Here is a 22,187-nt window from a genome sequence, read left to right as displayed (position 1 = left end):
CGTGTTTTCGAATGGAAAATCACGGCCTTTCATCAGTTGCTGTCTGCCAAAGACCAAATTAAGACTAAAATCAGTCCCATCTCGAACCAGGGCCAAACTATGAAATTTTCTTCGCAGATAAAGCCGATCAGCTACTTGAAAAGTCATACCGCCGAGATCGTCAAAACACTCACTGAAAGCCGCGAACCCCTGGTCATCACCCAAAATGGCGAAGCGAAGCTGGTGGTGATGGATGTGAAGAGTTTTGAGGAACAGGCAGAAACCATGGCCTTGTTAAAGCTATTGGCCTTGGGCAACCGGCAGATTGAGTTGGGGCAGTTTCAAGACATGGAGGACGTGTTCGCCGAGCTGGACAAGGACGACGCTCAATGACATTCAAGGTTGTGATTCTTCACTCGGCAAAACGCGACCTTAAAGACATCAAGTCATACCTCATCCGGCAGTTCTCGACATCGACTTGGCAGCAGTCCTACGACGCGATGAAACAGGCCATACGGCTGCTTGAGTCTCAACCCTATGCTGGCTCGATACCGCAAGAGATCGAGAAGTTGAATCTCAGCCAATATCGACAGGTTGTCTGTGGCATGAATCGGATCATCTACGAAATTCGAAACCCGATCATTTACGTCCACATCATCGCCGACACTCGGAAAAGCCTGCAGGCGTTGCTGCTGAAAAACCTTATTCAATAAAAACAAAAGCCCCGAAGCGCTAAGCGCATTTCGGGGCTTTTTTGTTACCGCAAGATTTTACTTCTTGTGATAAGCCGTTACACGCTCAACTTCTTCCTTCGAACCCAGGAATACCGCCACACGCTGGTGCAGGCCTTCTGGCTGGATGTCGAGGATGCGCTGGTGGCCGTCGGTGGACGCACCGCCTGCCTGCTCAACCAGGAACGACATCGGGTTGGCTTCGTACATCAGACGCAGCTTGCCCGGCTTGGACGGCTCGCGGCTGTCGCGTGGGTACATGAACAAGCCACCACGGGTCAGGATGCGGTGTACGTCGGCAACCATCGCGGCCACCCAGCGCATGTTGAAGTTCTTCTTCAACGGGCCTTCTTCGCCTTCCATCAGCTCGTTGACGTAGCGCTTCACCGGTTCTTCCCAGTGGCGCTGATTGGACATGTTGATGGCAAATTCCTGGGTAGAAGCAGGAATCGAAATGTCTTCGTGGGTGAGTACGAAGCTGCCCATTTCACGGTCCAGCGTGAAGCCTTTGACGCCATCGCCCAGAGTCAGCACCAGCATGGTCTGTGGGCCGTAGATCGCGTAGCCGGCAGCAACCTGCTCAGTGCCTGGCTGCAGGAAGGCCTTTTCGTTCAGGGCTTCGTTCTGGCTCAGGTATTCGTTCGGGCAACGCAATACCGAGAAGATGGTGCCGACCGGTGCGTTGATATCGATGTTGGACGAACCGTCCAGTGGGTCGAATACCAAGAGGTATGCGCCCTTCGGGTATTTGCCTGGGATCTGGTAGGCATTGTCCATTTCTTCGGACGCCATGCCGGCCAGGTGACCGCCCCATTCGTTGGCTTCGAGCAGGATTTCATTGGACAGCACGTCCAGTTTCTTCTGCACTTCGCCCTGCACGTTTTCAGTGCCCATGCTGCCCAGGACACCGCCCAGTGCGCCTTTGGAAACGGCGTGGCTGATTTCCTTGCAAGCACGCGCCACCACTTCGATAAGGAAGCGCAGATCGGCAGGCGTGTTGTTGCTGCGGGTCTGCTCGATCAAATAGCGACTCAAGGTAACGCGGGACATGGACGGCTCCGGAGAATGGGGGGCTAAAAACCCGCGCAGTTTAGCGCGAGTCGGGGCTGATTTCCTCTAATCAGAGGATTTAACGCCAATAGAGTTCACGCAACGGAGCAACGACACCTCTGTAGGAGCGAGCTTGCTCGCGAAAAACTCATACGCGCCGCGCTCATTCAGGAAGCAAGCGTTATCGTTGAGGTTCTTCGCGAGCAAGCTCGCTCCTACAGTGGCATCAGGGGTCAGTCGAGGGCTTTCCAGATCTCGGTGGCGTACTCCCTGATGGTCCGGTCAGAGCTGAACCAGCCCATGCGCGCCGTGTTGAGCACCGCCGAGCGCCACCAGGCCTTGGAGTCGTGCCAATGCGCCTCGACCCGTGCCTGGGCGTCCCAGTAGGCGTCAAAGTCGGCACACACCAGGAAGCGGTCGTAGTCGACCAGCCCATCGATCAGGCCCACATAACGCCCCGGGTCATCCGGCGAGAACACCCCGCCACGGATGGCTTGCAGCACGTCGTTCAAACGATGGGACGCGGCGATGTCCGGCCCGGCGCTGAACTCGCCGGCGTGTTTGCGAGCTTCCACCTGCTGGGCACTGAGGCCAAAGATAAACATGTGCTCGGCGCCGACACGCTCGTGCATCTCCACGTTGGCGCCGTCCATGGTGCCGATGGTCAGCGCACCGTTGAGGCCGAACTTCATGTTGCTGGTGCCGGAAGCTTCGAAGCCGGCGGTGGAAATCTGCTCCGACAAATCCGCTGCCGGAATGATGCTTTCCGCCAGGCTGACGTTGTAGTTGGGCAGGAATACCACCTTGAGCAGACCGCGCACGGTCGGGTCGTTGTTGACCGTGCGGGCGATGTCGTTGGTCAGCTTGATGATCAGCTTGGCTTGGTGGTAGCTGGCCGCCGCCTTGCCGGCAAAGATCTTGACCCGAGGCACCCAGTCGATGCCCGGCTCGGCACGGATCGCCTGGTACAGCGCTACGGTGTGCAGCAGGTTGAGCAGTTGGCGTTTGTATTCGTGAATACGCTTGACCTGCACGTCGAACATCGCCGCCGGGTTGATCGCGATGCCCAGGCGCTCATGGATGATCTGCGCCAGGGCGCGCTTGCTGTGCAGGCGCTGCTCAGCAAATGCTTTGCGAAAGGCCGGTTTCTCGGCAAAGGGTTCCAACTCGATCAGGCGCTGTTCGGGCTGATCGAGAATGCCCGGGCCCAAGGCTTCCACTAGCATATCGGTCAGCTTGGGGTTGGCCTGGTACAGCCAGCGGCGGAAGGTAATGCCGTTGGTTTTGTTGTTGATGCGTTCGGGGTAGAGCTTGTGCAGTTCGGAGAACACCGTGCTGCGCATTAGCTGGGTATGCAAACCGGACACGCCGTTGACGCTATGGGAACCCAGGAACGCCAGGTTGCCCATGCGCACGCGGCGGCCGTTGTCTTCTTCGATCAGCGACACAGCGCGCAAAACATCAAAGTCGTGGATGCCTTTGGCACGCAGCGAGTCAATGTGCTGGGCGTTGATCAGGTAGATGATCTGCATGTGCCGCGGCAGCATGCGCTCCATCAAACCTACCGGCCAGGTTTCCAGCGCTTCGGGCAGCAGGGTGTGGTTGGTATACGAAAGGGTCTCGACGGTGACATCCCACGCGGCTTCCCAGGGAATGTCATGCAGGTCGACCAGCTGGCGCATCAACTCGGCCACGGCGATGGACGGGTGGGTGTCGTTGAGTTGGATGGCGGCGTGCTCGCCCAGGCTCAGTACCGAACCGTGCATGTTTTTGTGGCGACGCAACAAGTCCTGCAGGGACGCGGAAACGAAGAAATATTCCTGGCGCAGGCGCAGTTCCTGCCCTGCTTCGGTGCTGTCGGCCGGGTAAAGCACGCGGGAGATGCTTTCGGCACGGGCCACTTCGGCGACAGCGCCCAAATGGTCACCGGCGTTGAAGCGCTCCAGGTGCAGGTCTTCTACGGCGCGCGCACGCCAAAGGCGCAGGGTGTTGACGCTGGCGCCGCGCCAACCGACGACCGGCGTATCATAGGCCACGGCGCGCACGGTTTCGTTGGGCGACCATACCTGGATCATCTTGCCGGAGGCGTCCGCCACGGTTTCGACACTGCCGCCAAAGCCAATCGGGTAAATCACCTCGGCGCGTTCGAATTCCCAAGGGTTACCGAAATCCAGCCAGCGCTCGGTCTGTTCCTGCTGCCAACCGTCGACAATCGCTTGGCGGAACAAGCCGTGTTCATAACGGATGCCATAGCCGTGGCCAGCAATGCCGAGGGTCGACATGCTTTCCATAAAGCACGCCGCCAGACGGCCCAGGCCACCATTGCCGAGCGCCGCGTCGGGCTCCAGCAGGCGGATGCGCTCCAGGTCGACGCCCAGCTCCGACAGCGCTTCGCGCGCGATCTCCAGCACACCCAGGTTGCTCAGGCTGTCATAGAGCAGACGGCCGATGAGAAATTCCAGGGACAGGTAATAAACGCGCTTCTGGCCTTTGCGATAAATACGCCGCGTGTGGTCCATCCAGTGGTCGACCATCTGGTCGCGCGCGGCCAGGGCAATGGCTTCGAACCAGTCATGGTCGAAGGCGTGATCCGGGTCCTTGCCCACCGCGTAGGTGAGTTTGGTCAAGACAGCATCGCGGAATGCGGCTACCTCTGCTTCTCGTGCAAGCGGTTCCTGAGACATCGGTGCGACCTCGGGCGAGATTGAAGGAGTTGCTAGAGCCTAGTCGGTCTGACAGACGGTAGACGTGCTGGTTCGGCAGTTTTTTAACTCATTGGCCTGTGGCTGAATTTGATGCAGGGGTCGTGCCCGATCAGGCCCTGGCCAAACCTTTGAGCTGAAACCTGCAAAATATTGTTCAAAAAACCACCAATCCCGGTATGATCGCGCGCCCGGATAACGCCCCACCTTGGAACCTTGATGAAGCCTCAACTGATCGCCGCCGCGGAACTCGACCGTCTAGAGACCTGGCAGAAATACTCCGCCCATATGTGCGGCGGCTGCGTGTCCAGCTGCTGCACGCTGCCGGTGGAGGTGAAGATCAAGGACCTGATCCGCATTGGCATCGTCGATGAGTTCGAGCGCGGCGATCCGCCGAAGAACATCGCCAAGCGTTTGCAGAAAGAAGGCATCGTCGAGCGCTACAACAACAAGTCCGAAATTTTCACCCTGCAGCGCATGAGCAACAACGACTGCCTGTACCTGGATCGTAAGACGCGCTTTTGCACTATTTATGACAAGCGCCCGGATACCTGCCGCAATCACCCGAAAATCGGGCCGCGGCCAGGGTATTGCGCGTACAAGCCCAAGGAAGTGGTGCGCGAGACCAACTTCAAGACCCTCGACAAGTTCTAAGTTTTTGATCGTTCCCACGCTCTGCGTGGGAATACAGCTGTGGACGCTCTGCGTCCGCTCTTGAAAGCAGGACGCGGAGCGTCCCACGCGGCGTTCCCACGCGGAGCGTGGGAACGATCACAACACACAGACTGCAGGCATAAAAAAACGCCCCCGGCCTTTCGACCGGGGGCGTTTTTCATTCAGCCTGAGTTAACTCAGTTCTTGGCTTTCTTGGCAGCGCGGGTACGCTCGCCTTCGTCCAGGATCTTCTTACGCAGGCGGATCGACTTAGGCGTGACTTCGCACAGCTCGTCGTCCTGGATGAATTCCAGGGCCTGTTCCAGGGTGAAGCGAACAGGTGGAACCAGAGCGATGGTTTCGTCTTTGCCCGAAGCACGCATGTTGTCGAGCTTCTTGCCTTTGGTTGGGTTGACGCCCATGTCGTTGTCACGGCTGTTCAGACCAACGATCTGGCCGTTGTAGATCTCTTGACCGTGTTCAACGAACAGCTTGCCACGCGCCTGGAGGGTTTCCAGGGAGTAGGTCAGCGCCTTGCCGGTTTCTACCGATACCAGAACACCGTTCTGACGGCCGGACATGTCGCCGGACTTCATGGTGTCGTAGCGATCGAAGATCGAGGTCAGGATGCCAGCACCGTTGGTCAGGGTCAGGAACTGGTTACGGAAACCGATCAGACCACGAGCAGGGATGTTGTATTCCAGACGTACACGGCCTTTGCCATCCGGCACCATGTTGGTCAGGTCGCCCTTGCGCAGGCCCATCTCTTCCATGACCTTGCCCTGGGATTCTTCAGGGGTGTCGATGGTGACGTTTTCGAACGGTTCCTGCTTCACGCCGTCAACCTGACGGATGATCACTTCAGGACGACCAACACCCATTTCGAAGCCTTCGCGACGCATGGTTTCGATCAGTACCGAGAGGTGCAGCTCACCACGGCCGGAAACCTTGAACTTGTCAGCCGAGTCGCCTTCTTCAACGCGCAGAGCAACGTTGTAAAGCAGCTCCTTGTCCAGACGTTCCTTGATGTTACGGGAGGTCACGAACTTGCCTTCTTTACCGCAGAATGGCGAGTCGTTTACCTGGAAGGTCATGGAAACGGTTGGCTCGTCAACGGTCAGAGGCTTCATCGCCTCGACGTTGTCCGGCTGGCACAGGGTGTCGGAGATGAACAGCGAGTCCATACCGCTCACGCATACGATGTCGCCAGCGAAAGCTTCTTCAACGTCTACACGGTGCAGACCGTGGTGACCCATCAGCTTCAGGATACGACCGTTACGCTTCTTGCCGTCAGCGCCGATAGCGACAACCGGGGTGTTCGGCTTGACGCTACCACGAGCGATACGGCCAACGCCGATAACACCCAGGAAGCTGTTGTAGTCCAGTGCCGAGATTTGCATCTGGAACGGGCCTTCACGGTCGACTTTCGGTGCTGGTACGTTGTCGACGATCGACTGGTACAGCGGAGTCATGTCTTCAGCCATGTCGGTGTGGTCAAGACCAGCAATACCGTTCAGGGCCGAGGCGTAGATGACTTGGAAGTCCAGCTGTTCTTCGGTAGCACCCAGGTTGTCGAACAAGTCGAAGATCTGGTCCAGAACCCAGTCCGGACGCGCGCCTGGACGGTCAACCTTGTTGATGCACACGATCGGACGCAGGCCGGCTTCGAAAGCCTTCTTGGTCACGAAACGGGTTTGCGGCATAGGGCCGTCTTGAGCGTCAACCAGCAGCAGAACGGAGTCAACCATCGACATTACGCGTTCTACTTCGCCGCCGAAGTCGGCGTGGCCCGGGGTATCCACGATGTTGATGTGGTAGCCGTTCCAGTTGATAGCGGTGTTTTTTGCCAGGATGGTAATACCGCGCTCTTTTTCCTGGTCGTTGGAGTCCATCACGCGCTCGTCGTTGAGCTCGTTGCGCTCCAGGGTGCCGGATTGACGCAGGAGTTTGTCTACCAGGGTGGTTTTACCATGGTCAACGTGAGCAATGATGGCGATGTTACGTAGATTTTCGATCACTTGTGTATCTCGATCAGAGGATTCGGTGTGCTGACAGGTCGTGGCAGCGATTAACAGTAGAGTCAGGCCTTGCCGTTACAGCTTGACGGCAGAGTCGGGGGGCCGGTGACGCAGGCCACAGGCAAACAGCCCCGGGCTCTTAGCTCGGTCGATAAACGCGCACATTGGCATGCCCCTCACTGAGCAAATGGTGGGCATGCAGGCGACTCATCACGCCTTTGTCGCAATACAGCAGGTACTGACGGCTGTCATCCAGTTCCTTGAAACGCGCGTTCAATGCATAGAACGGCAGCGTTTGTACGTCGATGCCAGGAATCTCCAGCGGCTCGTCGTCGGCGGCATCCGGGTGACGGATGTCGATGATGATCTGGCCGGCCAGGGCTTCGCTGACTTCTTCGATCTGCACATCCTGGCCCAATTCGTCGATCACTCGATCGATTGGGACCAGCTTGGCGTTCTCGAGCGCACGCTCCAGAATCGCCATGTCGAATTCTTTTTCTTCATGCTCCACGCGGTGACGCTTGGCGTGGGTCTTGGGGTTCACCGAAATGACCCCGCAGTATTCAGGCATATGCTTGGCAAAGTCGGCGGTGCCGATTTGCTCGGCCAGGTCGATGATGTCCTGCTTGTGGCTGGCGATCAGCGGGCGCAGCACCAGCTTCTCGGTCACGCAATCAATGATCGACAGGTTCGGCAGCGTCTGGCTGGAAACCTGGGAAATCGCTTCGCCGGTCACCAGGGCGTCGATCTGCAATTGATCGGCGATTCGGGACGCAGCGCGCAACATCATACGCTTCAATACTACGCCCATATGACTGTTATCGACTTTGCCGAGAATTTCGCCCAGCACTTCCTCGAACGGTACGCTTACAAATAGCACGCGTTGGGAGCTGCCGTATTTCTTCCAGATAAAGTGCGCGACTTCCATCACGCCCAATTCATGTGCACGCCCGCCCAGGTTAAAGAAGCAGAAATGGCTCATCAGGCCGCGGCGCATGATCTGGTAGGCCGCCACCGTGGAATCGAAACCGCCGGACATCAATACCAGGGTCTGTTCCAGGGCACCCAGCGGGTAGCCGCCGATGCTGTTGTGCTGGCTGTGGATCACAAACAACCGTTGGTCGCGAATTTCCATGCGCACTTCAATTTGCGGCGCTTTGAGGGAAATTCCAGCGGCGCCGCACTCACGACGCAGCTTGCTGCCAACGTATTTCTCGACGTCCATGGAGCTGAACGGGTGCTTGCCGGCACGCTTGCAACGCACCGAAAAAATCTTGCCTTCAAGCGCACTGCCGTAGTGCTGCTTGCACTTTTCGGTGATGTCGTCGAAGTCGCCCAGCGGGTACTCATCCACCTGCAGGAAATGCGCGATGCCCGGCATGCAGCTCAGGCGCTCGGTCATGTCCTTCAAGGCTTTGGCGTCGGTAATGCGGGTTTCCAGCTCGAGGTTGTCCCACACGCCGTTCACCACCACAGCCGGGTCCAGGTCACGGAGCACGGCACGGATGTTCTTGGCCAACTGACGGATGAAACGCGTCCGTACCGGTCGGCTTTTGATGGTGATCTCGGGGAAGACTTTAACGATTAATTTCATGGAAACAGCGCGCGCCGGGCCTGCTGAAAAAGGGGGGCGCGGATTATAGCGGAAATCGCTCAAGGTTTAACCAGTTAATATGCATTGCACATGCAATGCACCAAAACGGGTCATTTACCCAAATAAACGCTACATTGCAGTGCGCGATTTATGCCGTTTTTGCCGATTGCACCGTTATAGGGGCTATTTTGAGGCAAAACGGCCATGTTGGCGCACTGGCATGCAATTTGCTCTCTTGTGAGGCAGGTTGCCTTGGCGGAGTATCCGCGCCGGCATCACCCAAATTCTAAGGGCTAACTCCACTACCCCAAGCCCGAAGCCACCCGGAGGACACCATGTCGAAGTCGGTTCAACTCATCAAAGATCATGACGTTAAATGGATTGATCTGCGCTTCACGGACACAAAAGGCACTCAGCACCACGTGACCATGCCGGCTCGCGATGCGCTGGAAGATGACTTCTTCGAAGTCGGCAAGATGTTCGACGGTTCCTCCATCGCCGGCTGGAAAGGCATCGAAGCCTCCGACATGATCCTGCTGCCAGACGACAGCACCGCCGTACTCGACCCGTTCACCGAAGAGCCAACCCTGATCCTGGTGTGCGACATCATCGAGCCTTCGACCATGCAAGGCTATGACCGCGACCCACGCGCCATCGCCCACCGTGCCGAGGAATACCTGAAGTCCACCGGTATCGGCGACACCGCATTCTTCGGCCCTGAGCCAGAGTTCTTCATCTTCGACTCGGTGAAGTTCAAATCCGACATCTCCGGCTCCATGTTCAAGATTTTCTCCGAGCAAGGCTCGTGGATGTCCGACCAGGACGTGGAAGGCGGTAACAAAGGCCACCGTCCAGGCGTGAAAGGCGGCTACTTCCCAGTACCACCGTTCGACTTCGACCACGAAATCCGTACCTCCATGTGCAACGCACTGGAAGAAATGGGCCAGACCGTTGAAGTTCACCACCACGAAGTGGCGACTGCCGGCCAGAACGAAATCGGCGTGAAATTCAACACGCTGGTGAAGAAGGCTGACGAAGTTCAAACCCTGAAATACTGCGTGCACAACGTTGCCGATGCCTATGGCCGCACCGCTACCTTCATGCCTAAGCCGCTGTACGGCGATAACGGCTCGGGCATGCACGTTCACGTATCGATTTCCAAAGACGGCAAGAACACCTTCGCTGGCGAAGGCTATGCCGGCCTGTCCGATACCGCCCTGTACTTCATCGGCGGCATCATCAAGCACGGCAAAGCGCTGAACGGCTTCACCAACCCGTCGACCAACTCCTACAAGCGTCTGGTCCCAGGTTTTGAAGCGCCGGTGATGCTGGCCTACTCGGCACGCAACCGCTCCGCCTCGATCCGTATTCCTTACGTCAACAGCCCTAAAGGCCGTCGTATCGAAGCGCGCTTCCCAGACCCGGCTGCCAACCCTTACCTGGCCTTCGCCGCCCTGATGATGGCCGGCCTGGACGGTATCCAGAACAAGATCCACCCTGGCGACGCCGCCGACAAAAACTTGTACGACCTGCCGCCTGAAGAGGCCAAAGAGATCCCACAAGTGTGCGGCAGCCTGAAAGAAGCCCTGGAAGAGCTGGACAAGGGCCGTGCGTTCCTGACCAAAGGCGGCGTTTTCAGCGACGACTTCATCGACGCTTACATCGCCCTGAAAAGCGAAGAAGAAATCAAAGTACGTACCTTCGTACACCCACTGGAATACGAGCTGTACTACAGCTGCTGATCCGGTAGCGCTGCTTAAGGTAGCGTGATGAAAAAGGCCTCCTTCGGGAGGTCTTTTTTTTGCCTGGGCGTTACGCTACGCCAGCTCTGCAAACCCAATCAACGTGTGGGAGCTGGCTTGCCTGCGATGGCGCACTGCCGGCCACCTGCTGTATCACTGACACACCGCCATCGCGGGCAAGCCCGCTCCCACAGGAGATCACCTTTGAGATATCGACTTGTATTTGCCCTGCTGTTCATCAGTGCCAGTGCGAGCGCTGCGCCGCCTACGCTCGAGCCCTTGCTCAACAGCATCGCCGAACGCCTGGAGATTGCCGACCAGGTGGCGCTGAGCAAATGGGACAGCCACAAGCCCGTGGAGGACAAGAAGCGCGAACAAGAGGTGATCGCCAGCGTTACGGCCCAGGCATCTGGTTACAAGCTGGACCCGGCCGCTGCTGAGCAGTTTTTCGCCGCGCAGATCGAAGCCAATAAACTGGTGCAATACACCCACCTGTCCGACTGGCAGTTCCAAGGCAAAGCCCCCGACGATCCACGCCCGGACCTGGTCCAGCAGATCCGCCCGCGATTGGACGAGCTGCAAAAAAGGCTGTTGCAGCAGTTGGCCGACTTCACTCCACAGCGCACCGACCCGCAGTGCCCGCAATGGCTGGCCGAGGCCGTGCACGAACCGCTGAATGATCCGCTGCGCCAACTGGCGATGATCCGCGCCACCGCCGAGCTTTGCATCTATAAAGGTTAAAAGGACTGCAAATCCAATTAAAAATGTGGGAGCTGGCTTGCCTGCGATAACGGTGTTGAATGCACCACAGCTATCGCAAGCAAGCCAGCTCCCACACTGACTGCGATTTGCCTTCAAGCTTCAGTTGCTGAACAACCTTCACAAAACCGCACTATATTGGTGCGATAGCCTGCACCCTTCTCAAGTGCCCAGCCCATTTTGGTTCGAAACTTCCCGTTCAAGCTGGCAGAACGCCACAGTTTCGCGCCTAAACCCCTTATTTCAGGGGGTTAGCGCTTCTTTTCGGAGCCTTGGTTTGGTTTTTGCATTTTCCTTGTATCAGCGTGTGCCTCAAGCCCGCGCCTTGCTCCAAAAGAGGTCCCGATGACCATCAGCGATGCACTGCACCGTTTGTTACTCGACAACCTGACCACCGCGACCATCCTGCTCAATGCCGACCTGCGTCTTGAGTACATGAACCCGGCGGCGGAGATGCTCCTGGCCATCAGCGGCCAGCGCAGCCATGGGCAGTTCATCAGCGAATTGTTCACCGAGTCGGCCGAAGCCTTGAGCTCGTTGCGCCAGGCCGTGGAGCAGGCTCATCCGTTTACCAAGCGCGAAGCGATGCTCACCGCACTCACTGGGCAGACGTTGACCGTCGACTACGCGGTGACCCCGATCCTGAGCAATGGCGCGACCCTGCTGCTGCTCGAAGTCCACCCCCGCGACCGCCTGCTGCGCATCACCAAGGAGGAAGCGCAGCTGTCCAAGCAGGAAACCAGCAAGATGCTGGTGCGCGGCCTCGCCCATGAGATCAAGAACCCGCTGGGCGGTATTCGCGGCGCGGCACAGTTGTTGTCCCGCGAGCTGCCAGACGAGCACCTCAAGGACTACACCAACGTCATCATCGAAGAAGCCGACCGCCTGCGTAACCTGGTGGACCGCATGCTCGGCTCCAACAAGCTGCCGTCCCTGGCGATGACCAACGTGCATGAGGTGCTGGAGCGCGTCTGCCAACTGGTCGAGGCCGAAAGCCAAGGCTGCATCACCTTGGTGCGCGACTACGACCCAAGCATTCCCGACGTGTTGATCGACCGCGAACAGATGATCCAGGCGGTGCTCAACATCGTGCGCAACGCCATGCAGGCCATCAGCAGCCAGAACGAGCTGCGCCTGGGCCGCATCAGCCTGCGCACCCGCGCCCTGCGCCAGTTCACCATTGGCCATGTGCGCCATCGCCTGGTGACCAAGGTCGAGATCATCGACAACGGCCCCGGCATTCCTGCGGAGTTGCAGGAAACCATCTTCTTTCCCATGGTCAGCGGCCGCCCGGACGGTACCGGGCTGGGCCTGGCCATTACCCAGAACATCATCAGCCAGCACCAGGGCCTGATCGAATGTGAGAGCCACCCCGGCCACACCACGTTCTCGATCTTCCTGCCATTGGAACAAGGAGCCCCCACGACATGAGCCGTAGTGAAACTGTCTGGATCGTCGATGACGACCGTTCTATCCGCTGGGTCCTCGAAAAAGCCTTGCAACAAGAAGGCATGACCACCCAGAGCTTCGACAGCGCCGATGGGGTGATGAGCCGCCTGGCACGCCAGCAGCCGGATGTGATCATTTCCGATATTCGCATGCCTGGGGCCAGTGGCCTGGACTTGCTGGCGCGCATTCGCGAGCAGCATCCGCGCTTGCCGGTGATCATCATGACCGCCCACTCGGACCTGGACAGCGCTGTCGCGTCTTATCAGGGCGGCGCCTTTGAATACCTGCCCAAGCCATTCGACGTGGATGAGGCGGTGGCGCTGGTCAAGCGCGCCAACCAGCACGCCCAGGAACAACAGAACCAGGAAGCCCCGCCAACCCTGACCCGCACCCCGGAAATCATCGGGGAAGCACCGGCGATGCAGGAAGTGTTTCGCGCCATCGGGCGCTTGAGCCATTCCAACATCACCGTACTGATCAACGGCGAATCGGGGACCGGTAAAGAGCTGGTTGCCCATGCGCTGCACCGCCACAGCCCACGGGCGGCCTCGCCGTTTATCGCGCTGAACATGGCGGCGATTCCCAAGGATTTGATGGAGTCCGAGCTGTTCGGCCATGAAAAAGGCGCATTCACCGGCGCGGCTAACCTTCGTCGCGGACGCTTTGAACAGGCGGACGGCGGCACGCTGTTCCTCGATGAGATCGGCGACATGCCGGCCGATACCCAGACTCGCTTGCTGCGCGTGCTGGCTGACGGTGAATTCTACCGTGTGGGCGGGCATACGCCGGTCAAGGTGGATGTGCGCATCATCGCGGCCACCCACCAGAACCTGGAAACCCTGGTGCATGCGGGTAAATTCCGTGAGGACTTGTTCCACCGCCTCAACGTGATCCGCATCCACATCCCGCGCATGTCGGACCGTCGCGAAGACATCCCCACCCTCGCTCGCCACTTCCTCAGCCGCGCCGCCCTGGAGCTGGCTGTGGAACCCAAGCTGCTCAAAAGCGAGACCGAGGAATACCTCAAGAACCTGCCGTGGCCCGGCAACGTTCGCCAGCTGGAGAACACCTGCCGCTGGATCACCGTGATGGCCTCCGGGCGAGAAGTACACATCAGCGACCTGCCGCCGGAGCTGCTGAGCCTGCCGCAGGACTCGGCACCCGTGACCAACTGGGAACAGGCGCTGCGCCAATGGGCCGACCAGGCCTTGGCACGCGGCCAGTCGAACCTGCTGGACAGCGCCGTGCCGGCGTTCGAGCGGATCATGATCGAGACTGCGTTGAAACACACTGCCGGCCGCCGCCGCGATGCCGCCGTGCTGCTGGGCTGGGGGCGTAATACCCTGACGCGCAAGATCAAGGAATTGGGGATGAAGGTGGATGGTGGGGATGGTGGGGATGATGATGAGGGTGATGAGGCCTGAACCCCAAGACCACTGAAAGCCCAGTGTGGGAGCCGGGCTTGCCCGCGATGGCGGTGTGCCAGTCACCCGATATAGGGCTGACACACCGCTATCGCAGGCAAGCCAGCTCCCACATTTGTTTTGTGCAATGCCAGCAGACTGTGCACCGCTTCAATGCACGATGAACCGCCATTGAGCACAGACCCGAAACCTCACAGAGCGCTTTCGCTGCGAAGTTCATAACCGTAGAAACAACCAAAGCCCCGTATTCCGGGGCTTTGCGCTTTTTGGCATTTTTTTCAAGCCGCAATTGCAAGTTTTGGCACGCCCCCTGCAATAACCCTTGTACTACCCAGTTTCGGGGACCTTGGTACAGGCAGGCCGAGAATCCCCTCTTTAACACCGAAGCCTCAGGCTTCACCCCGTTTTGGGAGCCCTGGTACAGGCAGGCCGGGAACTCCCTCTTTTATTGCTCTTGGAGATGGATCTCCAGCCGCCAGCGGCCATCAACCTCTGCACCGCTCCACTCCCCACGCAACGGCCGGGCCGCTACCAGGTTCAGCAGCAAGCCAGCATCGGTCTTGCGTATGCGCCAATTCACGTCCTTGGCATTGACCTTGAGCTGCCCGCTGGCAGCCTTGCCCTGGGCGTCAAACAGCAGCGCCACGGTGCCGTCGATATGCTCGCCGTGCAGCTTGGGTTCGTTGTTGAACCACACCACCAAGCCATCCGCCGCAGGTTCTACCTGTTGCAGTTCAAGCGGTTCGGGGGTGGTCAAGCGGCCGATCATCAAGCCAATCATCAAGCCGACAATCGCCAATGAGCCCAACACCCTCGGCAATAGCTTCGGTCTCGGGTCGTCTTCGGGGGTAGAATGCAGCGCATCTTTGCCTTCGGAGCCGTGCATGTTTCACGTCATCCTTTTTCAACCAGAAATTCCGCCGAATACCGGCAACGTTATCAGGCTGTGCGCCAACAGTGGCTGCCACCTGCATTTGATCGAGCCTTTAGGCTTTGACATGGACGACAAGCGCCTGCGCCGTGCCGGGCTGGACTACCACGAGTACGCCACCCTCAAGCGCCATGCCGACCTCGCCAGTTGCCTGGAGAGCCTGGGCCACCCACGGCTGTTCGCGTTCACCACCAAGGGCTCGCGGCCGTTTCATGATGCCAGCTTTGCCGAGGGCGACGCGTTTCTGTTCGGCCCGGAGAGCCGAGGCCTGCCGGCCGAGGTGCTTGACGCGTTGCCCGATGGCCATCGCCTGCGCTTGCCGATGCGTGAAGGCTGCCGCAGCCTGAACCTGTCCAACACCGTGGCCGTCGCCGTCTATGAAGGCTGGCGCCAACTGGGCTTTAAATAACACCGCATAACAAATGTGGGAGCGGGCTTGTGTGGGAGCCGGGCTTGCCCGCGATGCAGGCACCTCGGTGTGTCAGTCACACCGCAGTGATGCTATCGCAGGCAAGCCAGCTCCCACACAAGCCCGCTCCCACATTTTAGAACGGCGCCGCTCAGCAAATTACTGAACGGTCGGCGCGCCTTCCTGTTGCATGCGCTGCAGCTCTTGAGCGTACAGGGCATCGAAGTTAACCGGCGCCAGCATCAGTGCCGGGAACGAGCCACGGGTGACCAGGCTGTCCAGGGTCTCACGGGCATACGGGAACAGGATGTTCGGGCAGAACGCGCCCAGGGTGTGGCTCATGGACGCTTCGTCCAGGCCCTGGATCAGGAAGATACCGGCCTGTTGCACTTCAGCGATGAAAGCGACTTCTTCACCATTCTTGACGGTGACCGACAGGGTCAGCACCACTTCGTGGAAGTCACCTTCCAGGGATTTCTGACGAGTGTTCAGGTCCAGCGCAACGCTTGGGGTCCACTCCTGACGGAAGATGGCCGGGCTTTTTGGCGCTTCGAACGACAGGTCACGCACATAGATCCGCTGCAGCGAGAACTGTGGGCCTTGGTCTTGCGCTGCTTCGGTGTTCTGTTGATCAGTCATCGCAGATCCTTCTTTATCTTGGGGTTCTTAAGGGTTTAGGAGTCAGACGGACAGCAGCACATCAAGTTTACCGGCGCGCTCCAGGGCAAACAGGTCGTCGCAACCACCGATGTGCCGGGTGCCGATCCAGATCTGCGGGACCGACGTGCGGCCGGCTTTCTGGGCCATTTCGGCGCGCACCTGGGGCTTGCCATCGACCTTGATCTCTTCGAAGGCAACCTTTTTGCTCTGGAGCAACTGCTTAGCTCGAATGCAATAAGGGCAATAATCGCTGGAATACACGACAACCTGGCTCATTCACTTCACCAACGGCAGGTTATCGCCACGCCAGCTGCTGATACCACCGGACAGCTTGGCAGCGGTGAAGCCGGACTTGAGCATCTCACGGGCGTGGGTGCCGGAGTGCTGGCCCTGGGCATCGACCAGGATGATGGTCTTGGCCTTGTGCTTTTCCAGTTCGCCCAGGCGCGCCATCAGCTTGTCCTGGGGAATGTTCAGGGCGCCAACGATATGGCCGGCGGCATAATCCTTGGCCGGGCGAATATCGACGACGACGGCCTCATCCTTGTTGACCAGCGCGGTCAGCTCCGACGTGCTCAGGCTGCGACCACCGCGGCTCAGTTCATGAGCGATCAGCAGCGCCAGCAGGATGACGAAGGCGCCCACAAGCAGGTAGTGGGCAGTGGCAAATGCAATCAGGTGATCAACCATCAAGGAGGTTCCAGGGCGTTAAAATGGCGGTAAGTATACACAGCCGCCAGGGGGGGCCAACCCCCGTAAAGCGGTGACGTGGTTGGAACTTCGCTTTAAACTGCCACTCCCTTTTCAATTGTCTTCCTTTATTAACGCCGCGAGAGGATCTATGACTACCACGCCTAAACCTTTGGTCCTGATAATTCTCGATGGCTTCGGACACAGTGAAAGCCACCACGACAACGCGGTTTACTCGGCCAACAAGCCAGTACTGGACCGTCTGACCGCCACCGTGCCTAACGGCCTGATCTCAGGTTCCGGCATGGACGTGGGCTTGCCGGACGGCCAGATGGGCAACTCGGAAGTCGGCCACATGAACCTCGGCGCCGGACGAGTGGTGTACCAGGACTTCACCCGAGTCACCAAAGCGATCCGCGATGGCGAGTTCTTCGAGAACCCGACCATCTGCGCGGCGGTTGATAAAGCCGTTGCCGCCGGCAAGGCCGTACACTTCATGGGCCTGTTGTCGGACGGCGGTGTACACAGCCACCAGGATCACCTGGTCGCTATGGCCGAACTGGCGTTCAAGCGCGGCGCTGACAAAATCTACCTGCACGCCTTCCTCGACGGCCGCGACACGCCGCCCAAAAGCGCGCAATCCTCTATCGAACTGCTGGACGCCACCTTCGCCGCTCTGGGCAAGGGCCGTATCGCCAGCCTGGTGGGCCGCTACTTCGCCATGGACCGCGACAACCGTTGGGACCGAGTCTCTCAAGCCTACAACCTGATCGTCGACGGCCAGGCCGAATTCAACGCGGCCACCGCCCAGGAAGGTCTGGAAGCAGCCTACGCCCGTGGCGAGAGCGATGAGTTCGTCAAGGCCACCACCATCGGCGAGCCGGTGAAGGTCGAAGACGGCGACGCCGTGGTGTTCATGAACTTCCGCGCCGACCGTGCCCGTGAGCTGAGCCATGTGTTTGTCGATGAAGGCTTCAAGGACTTCGAACGCGCGCGCCAGCCGAAGGTCGAGTTCGTCATGCTCACCCAATACGCCGCCAACATCCCGGCCCCTTCGGCGTTCGCGCCGGGCAGCCTGGAGAACGTGCTGGGCGACTACCTGGCCAAGAACGGCAAGACCCAGCTGCGCATCGCCGAAACCGAGAAATACGCCCACGTGACGTTCTTCTTCTCCGGTGGCCGCGAAGAGCCGTTCCCCGGCGAAGAGCGCATTCTGATCCCGTCACCAAAAGTCGCCACCTATGACCTGCAGCCGGAAATGAGCGCGCCGGAAGTCACCGACAAGATCGTCGATGCCATTGATAACCAGCGTTATGACGTGATCGTGGTCAACTACGCCAACGGCGACATGGTTGGCCACAGCGGCAACCTGGAAGCGGCGGTCAAGGCAGTTGAATGCCTGGACTTGTGCGTTGGCCGCATTGTCGACGCGCTGGATAAAGTCGGCGGCGAAGCGCTGATCACCGCCGACCACGGCAACTGCGAGCAGATGTCCGACGAATCCACCGGCCAGGCGCACACCGCGCACACCACCGAGCCGGTACCGTTCATCTATGTTGGCAAACGTGATTTCAAAGTGCGTGAAGGTGGCGTGCTGGCGGATGTGGCGCCGACCATGCTGAAACTGATGGGGCTGGAGCAGCCGAAGGAGATGACCGGCACCTCGATCCTGGTCTGATCCAAAGTACGCCACAAAACAGTGTGGGAGCGGGCTTGCCCGCGATAGCGGCTAATCAGTCGACATCTATGTCGCTGACCCACCGCAATCGCGGGCAAGCCCGCTCCCACATTGGTTTGTGGCGCTTTGAGAGATATCTTTTTGCCATACCAGCACCACTCGGCACCTATCTTGCCCACCAGCCCCAATTGGGCGTTTTTTTTGCAGCGCTTGGCGGGCATACTAGGCCGTCCTTTTCCCCTGGTGTCGCCCGCCTCTATGCTTCGCGCCTTGATAACCCTTGCTCTTGTCTGCCTGCTCCAACCGGCGTTTGCCGATGAGCGCGCACAAACCCAACAACAGTTGGACGCTACGCGTCAGGACATTACCGAGCTGAAAAAGCTGCTCGGCAAGCTCCAGGAAGAAAAATCCGGGGTGCAGAAAGACCTGCGCGGCACGGAAACCGAAATGGGCAAGCTGGAGAAGCAGGTCCAGGAGCTGCAAAAAGAACTAAAGAAGAGCGAGTCGGAACTGGAGCGACTCGACGCTGAGAAAAAAAAACTCCAGAGCGCACGCGTTGAACAGCAACGTCTGATCGCGATCCAGGCCCGTGCCGCGTACCAGAGCGGCCGCCAGGAGTACCTCAAGCTGCTGCTCAACCAGCAGAACCCGGAAAAATTCGCCCGTACCCTCACCTATTACGATTACCTGAGCCAGGCGCGCCTGGCGCAATTGAAGGGGTTTAACGAAACCCTGCGTCAATTGGCCAATGTCGAACAAGAAATCGCCGACCAGCAATCCCAGCTACTCGACCAGAAAACCGCCCTGGACACCCAGCGCGACCAGCTCGATAAAGTACGCAAGGAACGCCAGCAGGCCCTGGCCAAGCTCAACAGCGACGTAAAAGCCCGCGACGCCAAGCTCCAGGCCCGCGAGCAGGACCAGGCCGACCTGGCCAAAGTCCTCAAGACCATCGAAGAAACCCTGGCCCGCCAGGCACGCGAGGCCGAAGAAGCGCGGCAAAAAGCGCTGATCGCCCAGCAGGAAGCCGAAAAAAAGCGTCAGCGTGAGGCTGAACTGGCTGCCACCACCGACGCTCCGGCCCCGCGCAAACCCGCGCGCGCAGCCCCTGGCCCGCTGGTTTCCAGCAGTGGCGAGTCGTTCGGCGGCCCTTTTGCTTCAGCGCGCGGCAAACTTCCATGGCCGGTTGATGGTCGATTACTGGCACGCTTTGGGGAAACCCGTGGCGATGACACCCGCGCCAAGTGGGATGGCGTGATGATCAGCGCCTCTGCCGGCAGCCAGGTCCACGCCGTGCATGGTGGCCGCGTGGTGTTTGCCGATTGGTTGCGGGGCGCCGGCTTGCTGGTGATTCTTGACCACGGTAATGGCTATTTGAGCCTTTACGGCCACAATCAGACATTACTCAAGTCGGCAGGTGATGTTGTAAAAGCCGGTGAATCCATCTCCACTGTCGGTAACAGTGGTGGCCAGGACACCCCGGCGCTGTACTTCGCTATTCGTCAGCAGGGCCGCCCGAGCGACCCTGCACAATGGTGCCGGTCCCAAGGATAGGGTCGCATCTACATTAGGAGTTCGTTCGACATGCTGCATTTGTCCCGCCTCACTTCGCTGGCCCTGACGATCGCCCTGGTGATCGGCGCGCCTCTGGCTTTTGCCGACCAGGCCGCACCGGCTGCACCCGCCACGGCTGCGACGACCAAGGCGCCATTGCCGCTGGACGAGCTGCGTACCTTTGCCGAGGTCATGGACCGGATCAAGGCAGCGTATGTCGAACCCGTAGACGACAAGGCCCTGCTGGAAAATGCCATCAAGGGCATGCTCAGCAACCTCGACCCGCACTCCGCCTACCTGGGCCCGGAAGATTTCGCCGAGTTGCAGGAAAGCACCAGCGGTGAGTTCGGCGGCCTTGGCATCGAAGTGGGCTCCGAAGACGGCCAGATCAAAGTGGTCTCGCCTATCGACGACACCCCGGCGTCCAAGGCCGGTATCCAGGCCGGCGACCTGATCGTGAAGATCAACGGCCAGCCAACCCGCGGCCAGACCATGACCGAAGCCGTCGACAAGATGCGCGGCAAGCTCGGCCAGAAGATCACCCTGACCCTGGTACGCGACGGCGGCAACCCGTTTGACGTGACCCTGGCCCGCGCGACCATCACGGTCAAGAGCGTGAAAAGCCAGCTGCTGGAGTCGGGCTACGGCTACATCCGTATCACCCAGTTCCAGGTCAAGACCGGCGACGAAGTGGCCAAGGCCCTGGCCAAACTGCGCAAAGACAACGGCAAGAAGCTCAACGGCATCGTGCTTGACCTGCGCAACAACCCAGGCGGCGTGTTGCAGTCGGCGGTCGAGGTGGTCGACCACTTCGTCACCAAGGGCCTGATCGTCTACACCAAGGGCCGTATCGCCAACTCCGAGTTGCGCTTCTCGGCCACCGGCAACGACCTCAGCGAGAACGTGCCACTGGCGGTATTGATCAACGGTGGCAGCGCCTCGGCTTCGGAAATCGTCGCCGGTGCCCTGCAAGACCTCAAGCGCGGCGTGCTGATGGGCACCACCAGCTTCGGCAAAGGCTCGGTGCAGACCGTATTGCCGCTGAACAACGAGCGTGCGCTGAAGATCACCACGGCGCTGTACTACACGCCCAACGGCCGCTCGATCCAGGCCCAGGGCATCGTGCCGGACATCGAAGTACGCCGCGCCAAGATCACCAACGAGATCGACGGCGAATACTACAAAGAGGCCGACCTGCAAGGTCACCTGGGCAATGGCAACGGCGGTGCCGACCAGCCAACCGGCAGCCGCGCCAAGGCCAAGCCGATGCCGCAGGACGATGACTACCAACTGGCCCAGGCACTCAGCCTGCTCAAGGGCTTGAGCATCACCCGCAGCCGTTGATCATGCGCCTTGCCCTGATCCTCGCTGTGCTGTGCAGCCTGGCAGGGGTCGCTCAAGCGGCCCCTGCCGGCGAACCGCACAAAGCCTACCTGACACTGATCATCGACGACCTGGGGCAAAACCTGCCTCGGGATCGCCGCGTGCTCGCGCTACCCGGCCCGGTGACCGCCGCCATCATGCCGGACACGCCCCACGCCGCCGAATTCGCCCGTGAGGCCCATAAGGCTGGCAAGATCGTGATCCTGCACATGCCCATGGACCCGGCCACCGGCCCATTCGCCTGGCACCCTGAGCTGTCGATCGAAGAACTGGGCAAGCGCCTGGACGCCGCGTTCGACGCAGTGCCCTACACCGCCGGCATCAACAACCACATGGGCAGCCGCATGACCGCACAACCGGCGGCGATGGCTTGGCTGATGGGTGAGTTGCAACGGCGCCACAAGTTCTTCGTCGACAGCCGCACCAGCGCGCAGACCGTTGCCGCCGCCGAGGCGCAGAAGATCGGTTTGGCCCATGTGTCGCGGGATGTATTTCTCGACGACGAACGCACCGAAGCGGCGATTACCACGCAGTTGCAAACCGCGATCAAACTGGCGCACAAGCAGGGCTCGGCGGTGATGATCGGGCACCCTTACCCGCAGACCCTGGCGGTGCTGGAGCGCGAATTGCCCAAGCTCAAGGCGCAAGGCGTGGAGTGGATCGATATCAAATTGATGATCAGCGTGCGCAGTAACCGGGCGATGGCCGGGCATGGCAAGAACGGCATCTATCGCTGACGCCCCCCCCCCCCTGTAGGAGCGAGCTTGCTCGCGAAAAACT

At 59.5% G+C, this 22,187-nt stretch carries 20 protein-coding genes; 12 read left to right on the top strand and 8 right to left on the bottom strand.

Going from position 1 to position 22,187, the window contains the following annotated elements; genetic code table 11:
* The first annotated feature begins 99 nt into the window (after window positions 1–99).
* The gene (locus TX24_RS01220) at window positions 100–372 is read left to right on the top strand and encodes a type II toxin-antitoxin system Phd/YefM family antitoxin (protein WP_003171142.1); all 273 of its coding nucleotides are present in this window, start codon (window positions 100–102) and stop codon (window positions 370–372) included.
* Window positions 369–692, top strand: coding sequence for a type II toxin-antitoxin system RelE/ParE family toxin (locus TX24_RS01215; RefSeq protein WP_057709566.1), 324 nt, complete (start codon window positions 369–371; stop codon window positions 690–692). Before TX24_RS01220 ends, TX24_RS01215 begins: the two co-directional genes overlap by 4 nt.
* A 57-nt stretch (window positions 693–749) precedes the next feature.
* Here TX24_RS01215 and TX24_RS01210 read toward each other — a convergent pair whose 3' ends face one another.
* Window positions 750–1,760: a class 1 fructose-bisphosphatase gene (locus TX24_RS01210; protein WP_003187818.1), complete on the bottom strand. Its 1,011-nt coding sequence runs from the start codon at window positions 1,758–1,760 to the stop codon at window positions 750–752.
* A gap of 233 nt (window positions 1,761–1,993) precedes the next feature.
* Window positions 1,994–4,444 (bottom strand): glycogen/starch/alpha-glucan phosphorylase, encoded by a 2,451-nt coding sequence (locus tag TX24_RS01205; RefSeq protein WP_003187817.1) that lies wholly within the window; start codon window positions 4,442–4,444, stop codon window positions 1,994–1,996.
* 237 nt (window positions 4,445–4,681) lie between these two features.
* On the opposite strand from TX24_RS01205, the gene TX24_RS01200 reads away from it, so the two are divergent.
* Entirely contained in the window at window positions 4,682–5,116 is a 435-nt protein-coding gene (locus TX24_RS01200; RefSeq protein WP_003187815.1) for a YkgJ family cysteine cluster protein, read from the top strand.
* Between the two features lie 197 nt (window positions 5,117–5,313).
* On the opposite strand, the gene typA is transcribed toward TX24_RS01200, so the two are convergent.
* Complete coding sequence (typA, locus tag TX24_RS01195; RefSeq protein WP_003187814.1) at window positions 5,314–7,134, bottom strand: translational GTPase TypA; 1,821 nt, start codon at window positions 7,132–7,134, stop codon at window positions 5,314–5,316.
* A 139-nt stretch (window positions 7,135–7,273) separates the two neighbouring features.
* The gene (gene thiI, locus TX24_RS01190; RefSeq protein ID WP_057709565.1) at window positions 7,274–8,728 is read right to left on the bottom strand and encodes a tRNA uracil 4-sulfurtransferase ThiI; all 1,455 of its coding nucleotides are present in this window, start codon (window positions 8,726–8,728) and stop codon (window positions 7,274–7,276) included.
* Window positions 8,729–9,063: 335 nt separating this feature from the next.
* Here thiI and glnA point away from each other — a divergent pair, with 335 nt between their 5' ends.
* The 4 genes from glnA to ntrC all read left to right on the top strand — a co-directional run bounded on the left by glnA (window position 9,064) and on the right by ntrC (window position 14,102).
* The gene (gene glnA / locus TX24_RS01185) at window positions 9,064–10,470 is read left to right on the top strand and encodes a type I glutamate--ammonia ligase (RefSeq protein ID WP_003187811.1); all 1,407 of its coding nucleotides are present in this window, start codon (window positions 9,064–9,066) and stop codon (window positions 10,468–10,470) included.
* Between the two features lie 204 nt (window positions 10,471–10,674).
* A complete protein-coding gene (locus TX24_RS01180) occupies window positions 10,675–11,211 on the top strand; it encodes a chorismate mutase (RefSeq protein ID WP_003187810.1) in 537 nt (178 codons plus the stop codon).
* A gap of 363 nt (window positions 11,212–11,574) precedes the next feature.
* Window positions 11,575–12,660: a nitrogen regulation protein NR(II) gene (glnL, locus tag TX24_RS01175; protein ID WP_014716523.1), complete on the top strand. Its 1,086-nt coding sequence runs from the start codon at window positions 11,575–11,577 to the stop codon at window positions 12,658–12,660.
* A complete protein-coding gene (gene ntrC / locus TX24_RS01170; protein ID WP_057709564.1) occupies window positions 12,657–14,102 on the top strand; it encodes a nitrogen regulation protein NR(I) in 1,446 nt (481 codons plus the stop codon). Before glnL ends, ntrC begins: the two co-directional genes overlap by 4 nt.
* Window positions 14,103–14,547: 445 nt before the next feature.
* On the opposite strand, the gene TX24_RS01165 is transcribed toward ntrC, so the two are convergent.
* The gene (locus TX24_RS01165; RefSeq protein WP_003187800.1) at window positions 14,548–14,988 is read right to left on the bottom strand and encodes a hypothetical protein; all 441 of its coding nucleotides are present in this window, start codon (window positions 14,986–14,988) and stop codon (window positions 14,548–14,550) included.
* Here TX24_RS01165 and TX24_RS01160 point away from each other — a divergent pair.
* Window positions 14,987–15,442, top strand: a complete 456-nt coding sequence (locus TX24_RS01160; protein WP_003171120.1) for a tRNA (cytidine(34)-2'-O)-methyltransferase — start codon at window positions 14,987–14,989, stop codon at window positions 15,440–15,442. The genes TX24_RS01165 and TX24_RS01160 overlap by 2 nt on opposite strands.
* 159 nt (window positions 15,443–15,601) lie before the next feature.
* On the opposite strand, the gene secB is transcribed toward TX24_RS01160, so the two are convergent.
* Genes secB through TX24_RS01145 form a run of 3 tightly spaced genes read right to left on the bottom strand, consistent with a single transcriptional unit; the run spans window position 15,602 to window position 16,792 of the window.
* Entirely contained in the window at window positions 15,602–16,081 is a 480-nt protein-coding gene (gene secB, locus TX24_RS01155) for a protein-export chaperone SecB (protein ID WP_003187799.1), read from the bottom strand.
* A 42-nt stretch (window positions 16,082–16,123) separates the two neighbouring features.
* Complete coding sequence (gene grxC, locus TX24_RS01150; protein ID WP_057709563.1) at window positions 16,124–16,378, bottom strand: glutaredoxin 3; 255 nt, start codon at window positions 16,376–16,378, stop codon at window positions 16,124–16,126.
* Window positions 16,379–16,792 (bottom strand): rhodanese-like domain-containing protein, encoded by a 414-nt coding sequence (locus TX24_RS01145; protein WP_034134692.1) that lies wholly within the window; start codon window positions 16,790–16,792, stop codon window positions 16,379–16,381.
* A gap of 151 nt (window positions 16,793–16,943) precedes the next feature.
* Between TX24_RS01145 and gpmI the strand changes: the two genes are divergently transcribed.
* From gpmI to TX24_RS01125, 4 genes are all read left to right on the top strand, one after another.
* Window positions 16,944–18,470, top strand: a complete 1,527-nt coding sequence (gene gpmI / locus TX24_RS01140; protein WP_057709562.1) for a 2,3-bisphosphoglycerate-independent phosphoglycerate mutase — start codon at window positions 16,944–16,946, stop codon at window positions 18,468–18,470.
* 258 nt (window positions 18,471–18,728) lie between these two features.
* The gene (locus TX24_RS01135) at window positions 18,729–20,024 is read left to right on the top strand and encodes a murein hydrolase activator EnvC family protein (protein WP_003187792.1); all 1,296 of its coding nucleotides are present in this window, start codon (window positions 18,729–18,731) and stop codon (window positions 20,022–20,024) included.
* A gap of 30 nt (window positions 20,025–20,054) precedes the next feature.
* Window positions 20,055–21,368, top strand: a complete 1,314-nt coding sequence (locus tag TX24_RS01130) for a S41 family peptidase (protein WP_003187790.1) — start codon at window positions 20,055–20,057, stop codon at window positions 21,366–21,368.
* Window positions 21,369–21,370: 2 nt separating this feature from the next.
* Entirely contained in the window at window positions 21,371–22,144 is a 774-nt protein-coding gene (locus tag TX24_RS01125) for a divergent polysaccharide deacetylase family protein (RefSeq protein ID WP_003187789.1), read from the top strand.
* The last annotated feature ends 43 nt before the right edge of the window (window positions 22,145–22,187 follow it).

This window comes from Pseudomonas lactis, assembly GCF_001439845.1.
GTDB lineage: Bacteria > Pseudomonadota > Gammaproteobacteria > Pseudomonadales > Pseudomonadaceae > Aquipseudomonas > Aquipseudomonas lactis.
Note: the sequence above shows the minus strand (reverse complement) of the source record. Positions and strands in the feature narration are given on the sequence as shown.

Coding starts and splice junctions, on each gene's coding strand:
- TX24_RS01220 (WP_003171142.1), top strand. CDS start 100: ATGAAATTTTCTTCGCAGATAAAGCCGATCAGCTACTTGAAAAGTCAT.
- TX24_RS01215 (WP_057709566.1), top strand. CDS start 369: ATGACATTCAAGGTTGTGATTCTTCACTCGGCAAAACGCGACCTTAAA.
- TX24_RS01210 (WP_003187818.1), bottom strand. CDS start 1,760: ATGTCCCGCGTTACCTTGAGTCGCTATTTGATCGAGCAGACCCGCAGC.
- TX24_RS01205 (WP_003187817.1), bottom strand. CDS start 4,444: ATGTCTCAGGAACCGCTTGCACGAGAAGCAGAGGTAGCCGCATTCCGC.
- TX24_RS01200 (WP_003187815.1), top strand. CDS start 4,682: ATGAAGCCTCAACTGATCGCCGCCGCGGAACTCGACCGTCTAGAGACC.
- thiI (WP_057709565.1), bottom strand. CDS start 8,728: ATGAAATTAATCGTTAAAGTCTTCCCCGAGATCACCATCAAAAGCCGA.
- glnA (WP_003187811.1), top strand. CDS start 9,064: ATGTCGAAGTCGGTTCAACTCATCAAAGATCATGACGTTAAATGGATT.
- glnL (WP_014716523.1), top strand. CDS start 11,575: ATGACCATCAGCGATGCACTGCACCGTTTGTTACTCGACAACCTGACC.
- ntrC (WP_057709564.1), top strand. CDS start 12,657: ATGAGCCGTAGTGAAACTGTCTGGATCGTCGATGACGACCGTTCTATC.
- TX24_RS01160 (WP_003171120.1), top strand. CDS start 14,987: ATGTTTCACGTCATCCTTTTTCAACCAGAAATTCCGCCGAATACCGGC.
- TX24_RS01165 (WP_003187800.1), bottom strand. CDS start 14,988: ATGCACGGCTCCGAAGGCAAAGATGCGCTGCATTCTACCCCCGAAGAC.
- secB (WP_003187799.1), bottom strand. CDS start 16,081: ATGACTGATCAACAGAACACCGAAGCAGCGCAAGACCAAGGCCCACAG.
- grxC (WP_057709563.1), bottom strand. CDS start 16,378: ATGAGCCAGGTTGTCGTGTATTCCAGCGATTATTGCCCTTATTGCATT.
- TX24_RS01145 (WP_034134692.1), bottom strand. CDS start 16,792: ATGGTTGATCACCTGATTGCATTTGCCACTGCCCACTACCTGCTTGTG.
- gpmI (WP_057709562.1), top strand. CDS start 16,944: ATGACTACCACGCCTAAACCTTTGGTCCTGATAATTCTCGATGGCTTC.
- TX24_RS01135 (WP_003187792.1), top strand. CDS start 18,729: ATGCTTCGCGCCTTGATAACCCTTGCTCTTGTCTGCCTGCTCCAACCG.
- TX24_RS01130 (WP_003187790.1), top strand. CDS start 20,055: ATGCTGCATTTGTCCCGCCTCACTTCGCTGGCCCTGACGATCGCCCTG.
- TX24_RS01125 (WP_003187789.1), top strand. CDS start 21,371: ATGCGCCTTGCCCTGATCCTCGCTGTGCTGTGCAGCCTGGCAGGGGTC.